Annotated in this window: 14 protein-coding genes, 1 tRNA gene and 1 pseudogene; 10 read left to right on the top strand and 6 right to left on the bottom strand. The window is 39.8% G+C overall.

Annotation, left to right across the window (positions count from 1 at the left end; genetic code table 11):
• Positions 1-4: 4 nt before the first annotated feature.
• The 3 genes from recO to AC4CUZ_RS14980 are packed head-to-tail and all read left to right on the top strand — an operon-like array spanning position 5 to position 2,132.
• On the top strand, positions 5-715 hold the full coding sequence (gene recO, locus AC4CUZ_RS14990) for a DNA repair protein RecO (protein ID WP_178927863.1): 711 nt from the start codon (positions 5-7) through the stop codon (positions 713-715).
• 13 nt (positions 716-728) lie between these two features.
• Complete coding sequence (pdxJ, locus tag AC4CUZ_RS14985; protein ID WP_281963390.1) at positions 729-1,454, top strand: pyridoxine 5'-phosphate synthase; 726 nt, start codon at positions 729-731, stop codon at positions 1,452-1,454.
• Positions 1,455-1,478: 24 nt separating this feature from the next.
• Positions 1,479-2,132 carry a MiaE family protein gene (locus tag AC4CUZ_RS14980; protein ID WP_279663473.1) on the top strand — a complete coding sequence of 218 codons (654 nt, stop codon included), beginning with the start codon at positions 1,479-1,481 and terminating at the stop codon, positions 2,130-2,132.
• Positions 2,133-2,946: 814 nt separating this feature from the next.
• Here AC4CUZ_RS14980 and AC4CUZ_RS14975 read toward each other — a convergent pair.
• Positions 2,947-3,022 (bottom strand) — tRNA-Asn (locus AC4CUZ_RS14975).
• Between the two features lie 251 nt (positions 3,023-3,273).
• Between AC4CUZ_RS14975 and AC4CUZ_RS14970 the strand changes: the two genes are divergently transcribed.
• The gene (locus tag AC4CUZ_RS14970) at positions 3,274-3,732 is read left to right on the top strand and encodes a hypothetical protein (RefSeq protein ID WP_178927866.1); all 459 of its coding nucleotides are present in this window, start codon (positions 3,274-3,276) and stop codon (positions 3,730-3,732) included.
• A gap of 69 nt (positions 3,733-3,801) precedes the next feature.
• Here the strand turns inward: AC4CUZ_RS14970 and AC4CUZ_RS14965 are convergent, their stop codons facing one another.
• Entirely contained in the window at positions 3,802-4,236 is a 435-nt protein-coding gene (locus AC4CUZ_RS14965) for a PaaI family thioesterase (protein ID WP_178927867.1), read from the bottom strand.
• A 463-nt stretch (positions 4,237-4,699) separates the two neighbouring features.
• On the opposite strand from AC4CUZ_RS14965, the gene AC4CUZ_RS14960 reads away from it, so the two are divergent.
• Positions 4,700-5,119, top strand: coding sequence for a GFA family protein (locus AC4CUZ_RS14960; protein ID WP_148826274.1), 420 nt, complete (start codon positions 4,700-4,702; stop codon positions 5,117-5,119).
• 131 nt (positions 5,120-5,250) lie between these two features.
• On the top strand, positions 5,251-6,120 hold the full coding sequence (locus AC4CUZ_RS14955) for a DMT family transporter (RefSeq protein WP_078389004.1): 870 nt from the start codon (positions 5,251-5,253) through the stop codon (positions 6,118-6,120).
• A gap of 102 nt (positions 6,121-6,222) precedes the next feature.
• On the opposite strand, the gene AC4CUZ_RS14950 is transcribed toward AC4CUZ_RS14955, so the two are convergent.
• Positions 6,223-7,449, bottom strand: a complete 1,227-nt coding sequence (locus AC4CUZ_RS14950; RefSeq protein ID WP_005399684.1) for a pyridoxal phosphate-dependent aminotransferase — start codon at positions 7,447-7,449, stop codon at positions 6,223-6,225.
• A gap of 217 nt (positions 7,450-7,666) precedes the next feature.
• On the opposite strand from AC4CUZ_RS14950, the gene AC4CUZ_RS14945 reads away from it, so the two are divergent.
• On the top strand, positions 7,667-7,846 hold the full coding sequence (locus AC4CUZ_RS14945; RefSeq protein ID WP_004693646.1) for a hypothetical protein: 180 nt from the start codon (positions 7,667-7,669) through the stop codon (positions 7,844-7,846).
• Between the two features lie 42 nt (positions 7,847-7,888).
• Here the strand turns inward: AC4CUZ_RS14945 and AC4CUZ_RS14940 are convergent.
• The 3 genes and pseudogenes from AC4CUZ_RS14940 to AC4CUZ_RS14930 all read right to left on the bottom strand — a co-directional run bounded on the left by AC4CUZ_RS14940 (position 7,889) and on the right by AC4CUZ_RS14930 (position 11,321).
• Positions 7,889-9,348: pseudogene (locus tag AC4CUZ_RS14940) on the bottom strand (sensor domain-containing diguanylate cyclase).
• A 206-nt stretch (positions 9,349-9,554) separates the two neighbouring features.
• The gene (locus AC4CUZ_RS14935; RefSeq protein ID WP_490747885.1) at positions 9,555-10,262 is read right to left on the bottom strand and encodes a hypothetical protein; all 708 of its coding nucleotides are present in this window, start codon (positions 10,260-10,262) and stop codon (positions 9,555-9,557) included.
• Between the two features lie 267 nt (positions 10,263-10,529).
• Complete coding sequence (locus AC4CUZ_RS14930) at positions 10,530-11,321, bottom strand: A1S_2505 family phage non-structural protein (RefSeq protein ID WP_234303716.1); 792 nt, start codon at positions 11,319-11,321, stop codon at positions 10,530-10,532.
• A gap of 175 nt (positions 11,322-11,496) precedes the next feature.
• Here AC4CUZ_RS14930 and uvrB point away from each other — a divergent pair, with 175 nt between their 5' ends.
• From uvrB to rarD, 3 genes are all read left to right on the top strand, one after another.
• Positions 11,497-13,518 carry an excinuclease ABC subunit UvrB gene (gene uvrB / locus AC4CUZ_RS14925; RefSeq protein WP_236769995.1) on the top strand — a complete coding sequence of 674 codons (2,022 nt, stop codon included), beginning with the start codon at positions 11,497-11,499 and terminating at the stop codon, positions 13,516-13,518.
• 103 nt (positions 13,519-13,621) lie between these two features.
• On the top strand, positions 13,622-14,206 hold the full coding sequence (locus AC4CUZ_RS14920; protein WP_490747884.1) for a lipocalin family protein: 585 nt from the start codon (positions 13,622-13,624) through the stop codon (positions 14,204-14,206).
• Positions 14,207-14,355: 149 nt separating this feature from the next.
• Positions 14,356-15,291 (top strand): EamA family transporter RarD, encoded by a 936-nt coding sequence (gene rarD / locus AC4CUZ_RS14915; RefSeq protein WP_490747883.1) that lies wholly within the window; start codon positions 14,356-14,358, stop codon positions 15,289-15,291.
• Positions 15,292-15,517: the final 226 nt, after the last annotated feature.

The following is a 15,517-nucleotide window of genomic DNA, read 5'->3' as shown; positions in this document are numbered from 1 at the left end:
CCTCATGCGCAATGAAGTACTGCATGGTTATTTAATTCACCACAGAAAATACCGTGAACGTAGTCATATTGTGCATTTATTTACCCAAGAGCATGGGCGAGTTGATGGCATTCTAAGACAAACCCCGCCGCCACAATATCAGCCGATTTGTTTACAAGCTTCGGGTAAATCTGAACTCAAAAATTTTACAAAACTTGAAATTGTCAATCAGCCGATTTTTTTCTTCGGGGATGCTTTTTTTTCAGGTTTTTATCTCAATGAGATTCTGCTCAGACTATGTCCACTTGAAGTACAGATGGAGCAAAGTTTTGCTCAATATGCACATACGCTAACGCAATTACAACAACTGGCGCAGCAAGCAGATCCCAATCAATTTTTAAAACAAATTCTAAGACAGTTTGAGCACGAACTACTGGAAGATTTGGGTTATGCCTTAGATTTTTCGACTGATGCCAATCAACTAGAAATTCAATCATCACTCAACTATATATTCCAGCTGAATGAAGGCTTTATTCCTACTGCACAAGCTTCGCGAGCGACCTTAAATGGACAGCAAATTTTAAGCATGTGCCAATATGAAAAGGGTAGGGATTTTGGTTTGGAACAGTTACAATTGCTGACCAAGTTGTATCGACAAATGATCAGTTCATTGTTGGGCGATCGCCCCTTAAAAAGTCGTCAGTTGTGGATTCAGAACACTCAAACTCAATCGTAATTAGGAAATGAATATGGCTGCATTACTTGGTGTAAATATTGACCACGTGGCAACTTTACGACAAGCGCGTGGAACGTCTTATCCTGATCCAGTCAATGCAGCGCTGATCTGTGAGCAAGCAGGGGCGGAAGGGATTACCTTGCATTTACGTGAAGACCGTCGTCATATTCAAGATGATGATGTGCGTCGTATGCGCCCAGCACTTAAAACACGTATGAATTTGGAACTTGCAGTTACAGAAGAAATGATTGCATTTGCCAAAGAAATTAAACCGCACCATGTGTGTTTCGTTCCTGAAAAACGCCAAGAAGTGACGACCGAAGGTGGTTTAGATGTGGTTGGACATTTTGATGATGTCAAAGCGGCGACTCAAGCGTTGTCTGAGATTGGCTGTGATGTGTCCTTGTTTATTGATGCTGACTTTGCACAAATTGATGCAGCAATTGCTTGTGGTGCACCAACCATTGAAATTCATACAGGCGCTTATGCTGATGCAGAAACACCTGAAGCTCAGCAACATGAGCTTGAACGTATTGTTAAAGGTGCTGAATATGCAGTATCAAAAGGTTTAGTGGTGAATGCTGGGCATGGGCTCAACCTTGAAAATGTAACGCCAATTGCGCAAATTCCACAGATCCACGAATTAAACATCGGCCATTCCCTAATTGCGGATGCTATTTTTGTGGGCTTGGAACAAGCTGTGCGTGAAATGAAAGCAGTGATTAAAGCTGCACGTTAATTTTAAAGTTTTTAAGATTTGAATATGTCGAATATCAATTATGATGAACTCATGAAGCCCGTCATGGATTTCTTGGGCTGTGAAACACCTAAAGCTTGGTTGACTGAAGCACTGAATAATCTTGATGTGCTGATGCAAGACCATGCGAATTGTGAGAAGAAAGCAGCAGGTACAGCGATGAACCTGATGTTTCGTTATAGCTTTTTTACCGATTTGCAGGTCAAGCTTGCGCAACTGGTTCGTGAAGAAATGCTGCATTATGAGCAAGTGCTTGAATTTATGAAAAAGCGCGGGCTAGAGTGGAGCAATCTGAGTGCTGGTCGTTATGCGGGTGGTTTACGTAAAGAAGTGCGGACTTATGAGCCTGAGGCTTTAATTGATATTTTAATCATTGGTGCCTTTGTAGAAGCACGCTCTTGTGAGCGTTTCTACGCGTTAGCACCTTTGGTGGATGATGAGTTGGGTCGTTACTATCGCTACCTTTTGAAGTCTGAATCACGCCATTTTGAAGACTATTTGGCTTTGGCTTTAGAGGTTGCGCAAACGGGGAAATTGAAAAATCCGAAAGAAGATATTCAAGACCGTATTGAACATATCCGTAACGTCGAAAAAGAGCTAATTAGTACACCTGATGATGTGTTCCGTTTCCATAGTGGCGTGCCTGTGGAAGCGGCTTAGGAATAAGCGGGTGAATGCTACAGTTTGTAAACTGTTCAAAATTTACAGATTCTCAGTGTAGATAGCCTTGACTCATTAAAAAGCCCAATTTTATCGATTGGGCTTTTTAATTAAAGAAGGGTAGATGTGATGTATTGAGAGCTGTAATTCCTTTCCATAAAATCGCGAAATATGAGTCAGTGGAATGAGTTGTTTAAGTATGGATGTTTAGTGATTTTGAGGATGATTTATTGTACTTTTTTATATCTTCCACGTTCCACCATTGCACATCATGAAAAATTGTTGCATCAGAAAGAGTATTTCGCAAAGTCTCAGAGACATGACTTAATTGGGTTGAAAGATCTATTTTCTTAAAAAAATATTTTTTAATGATTGGCTGTGGTGGGTGAATAAAAATTAAAAATAAGTTGTCATTTTTCTCGTAACGATTACATCTAATAAAGTGGGATGACTAAAACTAAGTAAGTATCCTCAATCTTCATTGTGAATTGTAGCGATCCCTAGTTGTTGTTGATTGAATTGTTTAGCAAGATGTTGGGCTAATAGTTCACCAATAATTTATCCTTCCCATTTTTCATTTTAGTTGCTGTGATTAGGAGGGGATCTGAACGAACATCCATATGTGTTTTAAATGTGCCCATGATTTTTATTGTGAATCATTTTTTAGTGTTTTTAAGATAAGTTATTTTTCGAGAGTGGCCTAGTTCTGGCTTTCTGTTGGGTTTAGCTGGAAGATTTACATCTTAAGCAGCGAAACTTTTAAGACTTATAAAAGAAGAAAGCCCACGACATATAGTGTGGGCTTTCTAGAATTTGGCTCTCCAACCTGGGCTCGAACCAGGGACCTGCGGATTAACAGTCCGTCGCTCTACCGACTGAGCTATTGGAGAATCTGCATGCGATTATAAGGACATTTCATAGTGGGTCAAGTCTAAAATGTCATGTTGTTGTCATTTTTATATTGGATGCTTTTTATTTGAACAAAAAAATCATTTTCAAAAAAAATCGTATTGAAGTGCTTGCAATGTTGAAAAGTCGTTGATAGTCTGATTTCAACAACAGAGCGTTTAAGTGAAAACTTAAACAGTGTGGATTTATAACCAACTTGCCAGCACTAAAATGGCTAAACAGGAGAAAGCGAATGAATACGCTTACCATTTCCGATATTTTTACAAACCTAGCTGATTACCAAGATCAGTATCTCTCTATTATTTCAAACCCTGAACAATACTATACCCCTGTAGAGTCTGCCTATATTGATGTTTGGCCAGTCGGTTGTACAGACTTGTATTTGGGTGATTTATTACAACTTTGGTTTAGTGAGCGTTGGCTGGTCAATAGTCCTTGTCAGTTACTTTCAACACAGTCGACGACTACTCTTAAAAAGACTGTGCAGCGAGAACATGATCTGTATTTGTACCAGTTGTCAGGCAGTGCTTTATCAGGTAATAATCGTTCAAAAGTCTGGTCTGCTGCTGAAGGTAAAAGTTTAGACGTGAGTTTAGACAGCGCATTTAAATACTATTGTATTTATAAAGGAGTTGAGCGTCCTGATGCCTCAAAATTGCAGACGCTGAATACGTTTAAAACCGCAATTTGATCTGTCGTGCTGCATTAAAGTTTTCTTTGACATGAAAAAGGCACTGAAATTTATCAGTGCCTTTCGTTTTTAGGAACGAATAATCATACAGGTGGCTGTGGCATGGGCGTAGAGTTTACCATCTTCATCTACAATTTTACCTTCAGAAATACCTAAGTTCTTACTGATGTTGATCACGCTGCCGATGGCAAGCAGTTCTTTGTCTCTTGGAATCGGTCGGCACATTTTAATATTCAGATCAATGGTGCCATAGCCAACACCAGCTTCAAGCATAGTATGTATGGCACAACCCGTCACTGAGTCGAGTACTGTTGCTGCAAAGCCACCATGCACGCCACCAAGCGGGTTTAAATGACGATGATCCGCTTTTGCTTTAAAGCTAATTTTCCCTTCAGAAACTTCAAAAGGCTGCATGGGAATGGTTTCACTGATACTTGCGGGTGGAATTTTTCCTGTACACATGGCTTCTAAGAGTTGTAGTCCTGTCATTTCTTTGGGATTCATCTTGTTCATTCCTATATTTATCTATGAGTTCCTTTTGGCTTTGTTGCATAAATATGTAAGCATCTGATTTAAATAAATTTAATTTTGGATCAAAAAATAATCAAAACTTTTAAAATCATATAGTTATGAAATCTTTGTGCAACAAAGCCGTTCCTTTTTGGAACTTGTTATCTAATTAAGCAAAATTCAGTCTTCTCGTCAATATTGAGCATTGGATTGATCAGTACAAAATCAACGAAATCGTAATCATGGATTGAGCTCATGCTATGAACATATTGTAGGGAAAAGATTTAGGATTATTCATTTTGATAATTTGAGTGTTGATAGAACGGAGCAGCCTAAACGTGAGCATTGTTTTAAAATGGTGCACAAAATTTATACACTCTTTTGTTTTTTATTTATATATAAGATAAACAAGGTTTTAGTAATTTTACACAGTCTTCACATGAAGAAGGAACTCACAATGAACGTGTCCTGTTTATGCGGTAAAACTAAGTTCCAAGCCGCACTCAAAAATCATGATGTGCATGCTTGTCATTGTTCTATGTGCCGCCAGCAGTCGAGCGGGGTACTCATGAGTATTGATGTCGAACCCAGTAGTTTAAAGTTTGACAATCAAGAATATTTAAAATTATTCAAGTCGTCGGATTGGGGGGAGCGTGGTTTTTGTAGCGAATGTGGCACGTCACTTTTTTGGCGAACTCAGGACGGCAGCTATTGCAATATCAATGTATTTGCGATGGAAGAACAGCCAAAAGATTTAAAGCTTACAACAGAAATATATATTGATAATAAGCCTGATTTTTACCAATTTAAGTATTCTACAGAGCAGCTCACTGAAGCGGATGTAATTGCTTTATTTTCACCAGATGATGCTAAATAATAAGGTATTCAGGTTGAATCATCTGAGTTACACATTGATATTTCTGATAAATTTCATGAGAAAAACTCTCTAGATTTAATAAGATATATTCGATATATCTAAAGCAAGCTGTTGAATAAGGACGCTCAAACATGCTGCTTAAAATTTCCATTGCAATGTTGGCCTTTGCAGCCAATTCGGTGCTATGTCGTTTAGCGTTGGCTGAGCAGCAGATTGATCCGATGAGTTTTAGCTTGCTTCGGGTCTGTAGCGGTGCAATGGTGTTATTTCTACTGTATGTGCTCACTACTCATAAGGCCAAAATAGAGTGGAGTATAAAAAACGGGTTTTTTCTTGCCTTATATATTGTGGCTTTTTCACTGGCCTATTTGCATATCGATGCGGGCGTTGGTGCATTACTCCTATTTGGGACAGTTCAATTAAGTATGGTCGGTTATGGCCTGTGTCATGGTGAAAAAATCAATTTGCGACGCGGGTTGGGGTTGGTGATCGCTATTTTAGGTCTTTTGATTTTATTGCTACCAGGGGCCTCGGCACCTCCTTTAGGCTATGCTGCATTGATGGTACTTTCAGGCATAGGTTGGGCAATGTATAGCATTGCAGGTAAAAAGATGCATAACCCACTGGCCAGTAGCTTGGCAAATTTTGTAGTGGCGATTCCTTTTGTTGTCTTGGTTTATTTATTTTTTTACACACAGAGTTTTATTAACCTAAAAGGTATGCTGTTGGCGCTCTTATCTGGTGGTTTGGCATCGAGTGGGGCATATGTACTTTGGTATGCCATAGTGAAGAAAATTGATCGGGTCACGGCCAGTAGCGTGCAATTGTCCGTGCCATGTTTGGCGATTCTGGGTGGGGCATTGTTTATTGGGGAAGCGTTGAGCTTCCGAATCATCATTTCCGCGACGATTGTTCTGGCAGGCATTGCCTTGGTGATCTCGGCATCATCTCGCAATAAAGACGTAGATACCATAGATTCTGCTGGTACTACACGGCTCTAAAATTATTTAAACGGGCTTAAGAGCAAATTTTTCAGATTTTGATTAAAAATAAAAAACCCGCGAATTTCGCGGGTTTCTCTAATCTAACTTTAAAGGGTTAAATTATTTTTCAGCAGCAATTGAAGCAATAGCAGCATCTACGCCTTCGATTGAATCAGCCGCTTTCTTGATACGTGCAAGCGCATCTACAAGTACTTCGTCAGCAGTTGCATAAGAAATACGCATGAAACCGCCTAAGCCGAATGCATCACCAGGAACAACGGCAACGCCAGTTTCTTCCAATAACCATTCAGAGAATTCTGTACAAGATTTTAAGCCTTTCGCACGAATTAATGGACGGATGTTTGCATATGCATAGAATGCACCATCAGCAGGTAAGCAAGAAATACCGTTGATGTCGTTCAAACCGCTAACAACTAAGTCATGACGGCGTTTGAATGCTTCAATCATAGGCTCAAGAACGTCTTGGGGACCATTCAACGCAGCTTCAGCAGCAACTTGTGAAATAGAAGTTGGGTTTGAAGTTGATTGAGATTGGATTTTTTTCATTGCGCCAATAAGCTTTGCAGGGCCCGCTGCATAGCCAATACGCCAGCCAGTCATTGCATACGCTTTAGACACACCGTTTAACACGATTGTGCGGTCATAAAGGTCTGGTGCAACTGTTGCGATATTGTAGAATTCGTCATCCCAACGGATTGGTTCGTACATATCATCAGAAGCGATGTAAACTTCAGGGTATTTACGAAGAACGTCAGCCAAAGCTTCTAATTCAGCTTTAGTGTAGATCATACCTGTTGGGTTTGATGGGCTGTTTAAAACCACTAAACGCGTTTTGTCTGTGATCGCAGCTTCAAGTTGAGCAGGTGTGATTTTGAAACGTTGTTCTTCACCACATTTTACAATAACAGGAACACCTTCAGCGATAATCACCATATCTGGGTAGCTTACCCAAAATGGTGCAGGGATGATTACTTCATCACCTTTGTTTAACAAAGCTAATGCTAAGTTAAAGAATGACTGCTTGCCGCCACAAGAAACCAAAATTTGGTTTGCAGCATAATCAAGGTTATTGTCACGCTTGAATTTTGCAATAATCGCTTTTTTAAGGCCAGGCGTACCATCTACAGCGGTGTACTTTGTGAAACCGTTGTTAATCGCTGCAATTGCTGCATCTTTGATGTGTTGTGGGGTGTCGAAGTCAGGTTCACCTGCGCCCAAGCCAATAACGTTCTTGCCAGCCGCTTTTAATTCAGCAGCTTTGTTGGTAACAGCAAGAGTTGGGGACGGTTTGATGGCATTCACACGATCAGAGAGACGTACGTCCACGGCAGTATTCCTTCTTATAGGGTTTAAAAAATAAAAAGCACACTATCTTAGCTTAAAAAACTCAAGCAAGGCGTTTAAAAACACAGATTTTCTGCAAAAAACATAAAAAAAATTCAATTTTGAATTAATGATTTCAAAAATGTACAGAATTAGGAAGTTTCTCGCATCTTTATGAAAAAAACTTTAAAATAAGCGCAATTTGATGAGAGTGATGGTCATGAGTAAGCAACAGCCTACTTCAAAAAAACCTTTGGTGAATCTCCCATTCCCAATGCCAAATGCAGAACAAAGTGCTGACGATGTTGCACATAATCAGGTTCGTCCAAAACCTGAACAATATGCAGATCGTACTTGGATGCCACCACGTGGCACCCGTCGTTCAATGGGTAAACGTTGATTCGCCATTGAAATAAAAAAGCGCCCTGGTTAGGGCGCTTTTTTATTGATCATTCGTTGGGTTGTAATTACTAACCCGTCGATCATTTTCTGCATAGTAGGTTTTTTTGTGTTCATACATCGCAGTGTCGGCACGTTTAAGCATATCTTCAACCCGTTCATTTGGCTGGCTGGTGGCAGTGCCAATCGATACACTAATAGGTTGATGATTGTTAAATTGGTTATCCACCATTAAAAGCTCATGCAAACTTTCAATACAATGGTTCAATGCGGCTTCATCGGCGGCAGGTAATAGCACCACAAATTCATCTCCACCGATCCTTGATGCTGAGTATTTTCAATTAACTGATTCAGGGTATTACCCATACGGCGTAATAAGCTATCACCTTGATCATGGCCGAGGTTGTCATTGATTGCTTTTAAGCCATTCATATCTAAGAAAATACAAGACACAGGGCGTAGGTTGTTGCGCTCAAGTCGGTTAATTTCAGTGCTGTAGAAAGAGCGGTTATAAAGTTTGGTTAAGACATCATGTTTGCCCAAGTACTCAAGATAATTCTCGGCTTTTTTACGTGCAGTAATATCGGTGAGCGCCAGTTATACCATACCCCAATCGTCTTCGAAGCCTGGAAACACGGCAAAATGTAACAGCACATGGCGAATACTGCCATCGAGCGCGTAATTGACCGCTTCGCAGTTATGTTGAATATTGCCATCCCATAGTTCGAGCAACTGATGTCGAAAGGTCTGTTGGGTTTCGTTCTGAAAGACTTTATGCAAATTTTTAAGTAAATGGTCTTTGTCACGTGCAGCAAATAAATCGAGTGTGGCTTGGTTGACATCAGTAACCATGATGTCTCTGAGGCATTCATTAATAAAGTCATTGTGGACATCAAGGAAAGTTTTAAAGTCACTGATCCCCAAACGACGTAAATGATCTAAACGTGCTTTGACTCGGCTAAAGTCCTCAACCCAAAGCGAAGTAGGCGAGTATTGAAAACGTGCTTCAGCAATTAAACGACTTTTTTCTTCTAAACGTTGTGCATTGGCATAAGGCGTGATGTCTTCCGTGGTGATCAAAACCAATGAAAGATCGTGTTCATGACCGGGAAGTACTGTTCTGCGCAGTCGAATGTCAAGGCGATGACCTGTAAGCGTATAGTTTACAGCAGTATTTTCAAATAAGGTCTCACCATTCCAAAGTGCGACCAGCTCATTTAAATGAGTGCTTGACATATCTGCTTTAAAAATTTGCGCAAGGTTTGCGGTTAAGTCTTCAAAACTTTGGGCTTCAAATTGTTTTAAGGTTTGCGGGTTGACATGCAGGACTTTAATTTTATGTGCACAACTTAAAATACGTGATTTGTCTTCCAACAGAAACGACGCAATATCTTCAACACCTTCACTCCGCCAAAGATCGAATTGTTTTTGTACTTCGCTAAAGTCTTCTAACCACATGGCAATGGGAGATAATTCAAAAATAGGAGAGTCCAATAATTGCATTTATATCTCGTTTTTATGTCGGAATTTAAAGCAGTATAAGCGCTAAAAAAACTTTTTAAAATAATGTGATAAAAAAGTTATTTTTAAAATTTATGTGAGTTTATGGAGGGATTTAGTCAAAAAATGCATATTGATTGCTCATAGAAAGTGCATAAGCTCCAATGGTTTTGGAGTTTAAAGAGCGTATATGCTGATATTGATAAGCGCTAAATACTTTGAGGTCGATAGCGAAAAGTTTGTGATTGTTGATATTGATGGTCGCGCCAAGATAAATTGATCACCAACAGGTTTGGAATTAATACCATGAAGAATAAATACATCAAAAAATTGCTTCGTTGTTGTTGGTAGATGCGCATGAAGTCTTGGCTGCTGATGGTTGTGTTGTCTGTTGTGACCGATAACACTAAAACTTCTGGGTAGATAAACTGACGGCTGTCTGTGTAATAACTAATACTGACTTTTTGTTGTTGAAAGTCTTCTAATAGCGGGCAGCTCTTAAAGCGATCCATAAAATTACAAACCAGTCTTAGTGGTTGCTGCTGAGAAGGTTCATTTAATACAACATCTTCATAATGTGATTTATTGCGCCCAGAGCCTACAGTGTAGCTATTTAAGAGAATTTGGCCCTCGACGTGTTGCGGGTTGGGTATATGTTTTGCAATACGCACAGCCGAATAGTCAGTAAATTTGCTGAGACTGGAAAGTGAAAAAACATTAATGATGAAGAAGGGCGCCGTCATGAATAAAATATTTAACAGGAGGTTGTTCTTTTTTGATTGTTCGTTCTTTGTCTTTTTGAGGAAGGATAAGCATACAATGAAGATAAAGTAGACAGGGGATAGATTTATAAAACTAAAATCCTGAAATTGAGGCAGTTGATAAAATGCAATCAGCATGACAACGGCAATAGCCATACTGAAAAGAGCATGCTTGCTTCTTTGGGATTTGAAGGCTTCAAGCTGTCTATTTGTTCTCACGATTTATTTAAATTTTTGAAAAGTATGATTATGATTCAGAGTGTAAGTGAACTTTTAAAAGTTAAAAAGGGAAAAGCAGGTACAGTACCGTCACATATTTTTTGTCGTAGTTGGCGATTGGAGGATATGTGAAGTGTTCAACAGCTCTATTATTTTTAACTAAAAAAGCCAATCTGATGGATTGGCTTTTTGAAAAGATTGAATTTAACGTGAGGCTTTCCGCGCACGATGTTCAGGCTTCGGTGGTGCGATTTCTCGTGTGCCTTGCCAAACTTCAATGAAGTCTTGCTCATTGATATTATAAAGTTCCAACAGCGCTAGAATGGCACCACCAAAAAGCATGCGTCCCTCAGCATTGGTCTCAAAATCAAATATTTTCCCAGACAGCGCATGTAAAATATCTTCAATTTCAAACACACGATCACGGCCATTACTGTCGGTTGGATACATGCGTGTGTTGAGAATAATTTTGGCTAAACTTTTTTCATTATCGGTTAAGGCCAAATGCTGAATCAGCATGTCATCATTTTGGGTACTGAAAATCACAGCATCGTTAAAAATAGTATGCAAAAACTTTTTACTTAGACGTGGCAGAGTTCTTTCCACAAATGGGCGAAATGATGCGGGGAAAATAACATTATGAGAAATGCCTTTAAACATAGGAGCAATTTCTTCAACTTTATAACCCGCAATACCGCAGCCAATAGAGGTTAGAAAGTAAGTTATTTTAGGATGATTTTTGGTATAGATTTTAAAGTCATCAATATAGTGTTGAATTTGCGAGAGCGGCATTTGTTGTAAGTGTTCGTTCATGGTGGGAATGGCATAACTTTGCCCTGACCAACCACGTCCGACGCCTTTGATTGCGCCAAAGTGTTCAAGTGCAGTTCGGGCAGCGCCATCCGCATGTTGACCTGCCATGTTACTACCAAACACAAATACGGTATGTTCATCTAGGTTTTTGACGATGCTTTCGTCATGATATTGGTAAGTCATAGGCTCTGATTTTTCGCTCTTCTTCACTTCATGTTGCCCTTGAAATACGGGGGGGTCAAGTGAAAAATCTTTGTAATATTTTCAGTAAATTACATTAAAAATCTAAAAGCGAGAATTGCTCGGGATTGAATCTGTTAAAATAGTCGGTTGAAGAAGCAAATCTTGGGATATGTCTGTGAGTGAGAAACAACCTTTTGATTTAGTCACCAATTACCAACCCGCAGGTGATCAGCCGCAAGCCATCGAAAAGCTTGTTGCTGGAATAGAAAAGGGCTATCACGACCAGTTGTTACTTGGGGTTACGGGTTCTGGTAAAACCTATACCATGGCCAACGTGATTGCGCGGACGCAACGTCCGACCATTGTCATGGCGCATAATAAAACCTTAGCCGCACAGCTTTATGGTGAGTTCAAATCTTTCTTTCCGAACAATGCCGTCGAATATTTTGTCAGTTATTATGACTATTACCAACCTGAAGCCTATGTGCCATCTTCAGATACATTTATTGAAAAAGATTCAGCGATCAATGACCACATTGACCAAATGCGTTTATCCGCGACGCGTTCGCTCTTAGAGCGTCGAGATGCAATTATTGTTGCTTCAGTTTCTGCTATTTATGGTTTGGGTGACCCCAATGCCTATATGAGCATGCTGCTGCATATTGTACAGGGCGATCGTATTGCACGTGATGATATCATTCGTCGTTTGGTGGAAATGCAATATAGCCGTAATGAGCTTGAGTTTTTACGCGGAACCTATCGTATCCGTGGGGAAATTATTGATATTTTCCCTGCCGAATCGGATCAGTATGCGATTCGGATTGAGTTGTTTGATGATGAAGTCGATTCGATTCGTTGGTTTGATCCACTGACAGGCAAACTGGTACGTAAAGTTCCGCGTGTAACCATTTACCCAAAAAGTCACTATGTAACACCTAAAGATAATCTAGAGCGCGCCATCGGCACGATTCGTGAAGAGTTAAAAGAGCGTTTAGGTTTCTTTCGTGCACATGACAAATTGCTTGAAGCACAGCGAATTGAGCAACGTACCCGTTATGATTTAGAAATGATGCAGCAGTTGGGCTATACCAACGGTATTGAAAACTATTCACGTCATTTATCCGGTCGTCCCGCGGGCGAAGCGCCGCCAACCTTATTTGATTATGTTCCTGACGATGCCTTACTGATTATTGATGAGTCACACGTGACTGTGCCGCAAATTGGCGCGATGTATAAAGGTGACCGTTCGCGTAAAGAAAACTTGGTGAATTATGGTTTCCGTCTTCCTAGTGCTTTAGATAACCGCCCAATGCAGTTTGAAGAATGGGAACGGATTACGCCAGCAACGATTTATGTCAGTGCTACACCAGCCAAATACGAGCTTGAAAAAGCCGAGCAAATAGCTGAGCAGGTGGTTCGTCCTACAGGGTTGATTGACCCCGAAATTGAAGTACGTCCGGTATTGACTCAAGTTGATGATGTGTTGTCTGAGATCAATATCCGTAAAGATTTAGACGAGCGTGTCTTGGTTACCACCTTAACCAAACGTATGGCAGAAGATTTAAGTTCGTATTTGAAAGAGTATGGAGTCAAAGTTGCTTACCTGCATTCAGATATTGATACCGTTGAACGGGTGAAAATTATTCATGACTTACGTTCAGGTGTCTACGATGTTCTCGTTGGGATCAACTTACTACGTGAAGGCTTGGACATGCCTGAAGTGTCTTTGGTGGCGATCTTGGATGCTGACAAAGAAGGTTTCTTGCGTTCTGAGCGTTCTTTGATTCAAACCATTGGTCGTGCAGCGCGTAATGTAAAAGGCAAAGCGATTTTATATGGTGATCGGATTACTGATTCGATGCAAAAAGCCATCGATGAAACAGCCCGTCGTCGTGAAAAACAAATGGCCTTTAATGAGCTGCATGGCATTATTCCGCGTAGCACCATCAGACAAAATAAAAAGGATATTGATACAGGTGAAGTGCTGACAGATGATCAAGTTGAAAGTGGTATCACAGATCAACACCAAACGCTCAGTGCAGATGAGCAGCACTTGCTATCCGATCCGAAACTTCTTGCCAAGCACTTAAGCAAGTTGGAAAAAGAAATGTTAAAAGCTTCTAAAGAGCTACAATTTGAGCAAGCTGCGCGTCTGCGAGATGAAATTTTGCGCTTAAAAGCACAACTTTTAGCCTAAGTTGCATTTACATAACGCTACAGTAATTTGGGCAGAAAGCATTATTTTTTAAAGAGATGTTTATTTTTAGATCATAAATTCTGAAATATTAAAGGTACAGTTTATGTCTGCAAATCTTCCAAAGGCGGGTTTTACACTTGCCAAAATTGCTGTTGGTGGTGCTGTTTTAATAGGGTTAGGCATGGCAACCATGGCTTATGCCCAGAGCAAACCCTTAGCCGTGGTGGATAAGGTTGAATTAGACCGTTATTTGGGTGTTTGGTACGAAATTGCACGTAAGCCCATGTACTTCCAAAATAAATGCGGAACTAATGTCTCGGCTACTTATACCCTGAATGAAAATGGCAATGTGACCGTAGATAACCGCTGTTATGCTCAAGATGGCAAGCTAATGCAGTCCATAGGTGAAGCATTTGTACAAAACCCACCTTTTAATAGTAAGTTGAAAGTGAGTTTTTTACCTGAGGTGGTGCGTTGGTTACCTGTGGCACGCGGGGATTATTGGATTTTAAAAATTGATGATGACTATCAAACGGTTTTAGTGGGTGAGCCACGCCGTAAATATATGTGGGTGCTTTCTCGCTCGCCACAACCAGACCAAAAAGTTATTAATGAATACTTAGAATATGCAAAGTCAGTGGGTTATGACTTGAATGATTTGATTCATACCAAACAATTGCAAAAATAAAATTTATTAAGCCTTGAAAGCCATGCTGAAGCATGGCTTTTTTAGTTTCATATACGTATTTTAAAACTTGAATAATAAAGCTTTATACAGTCGAACGCTTTATAATTGGCGCCTATCAAAAAATCGTGTAAATCAATGTGGAGTGAAGGATGTATAAAGGTGTTGCACTATCGGTTTTAGCATCCGTCACTTTTGGAGTTTTGTATTTTTATACCTTTTTTTTAAAGCCCTTAGATAGTGAGCAAACTTTTGCTTGGCGTATGCTTTCGACCTTACCCTTTTTAACCGCATTCATGTGGTGGAGTGGCGATTTAAAACTCATTTCGGAGTTGTTTAAGCGTATGTTTAAACAACCTTGGATGATTGCTTGGTTATTGTTTAGTTCGATTTTATGTACCACGCAGTTGTGGCTATTTTTATGGGGGCCCATGAATGGTCGTGGTCTACAAGTATCACTCGGCTATTTTTTACTGCCTTTGGTCATGGTGTTGGTTGGTTGCATCCTTTACAAGGAAAAACTATCCCGCTGGCAAATGGCCGCGGTAGCCTTTGCTGTGCTTGGGGTGGGACATGAAATTTGGCGTATTGGTAGCATGGCATGGGAAACGGTTTATATCGCTTTGGCTTATCCTTTGTATTTCTTCCTGCGCCGTGTTTGTAAAACGGATCATTTGGGTGGCTTCTGGTGGGATCTGTTTTTAATTTTACCTGTCGCGTTTTATTTGGGCTTTGTGCATAGCGATAGTTTGGCTTTGATACAACATTTTCCACATCTGATTTTGGCGGTCATTGGACTGGGTTTCTTAAGTGCAATGGGACTCGGAAGTTATATACTCGCGAGTCGTTATTTACCTTTTGTGATCTTTGGTTTGCTGAGTTATTTGGAGCCTGTTTTACTGGCGGGAGCATCAGTTGCCATGGGAGAGCGTATAGAGGCAGGTGAGTGGTTTACTTATATTCCAATTTGGTTCGCAGTCTTATTGCTTATTATTGAAGGTGTGTTGCATTTATATAAACAGCAACAAAATAAAAAACAGCTCGAACGAAATATTGAGCATTTTGAAAAGCAGCACCATTCAGACTAATTTGATGATGTTCGGAGCTGTCATTGCGCTGGAATTTGGGCAATAAGCATGTTTCTGATTTGTTTCTTGCCTTTTAAAAATAGTTGACTGTTTGATAAAACATCATTTGTGTAACTGTTTATTTTTTATCTAAAAAAATATTTTTTTAATTTTTATACTGAAAAATCATAAGACTAAATGCAATCATTTCTTAAATTAATAATGAATATACGACAAAAAACATCAT

The organism is Acinetobacter sp. 789_lipA (genome assembly GCF_058242845.1).
The sequence above is the reverse complement of the archived record's forward strand: the minus strand, read 5'-3'. Positions and strand labels throughout refer to the sequence as shown.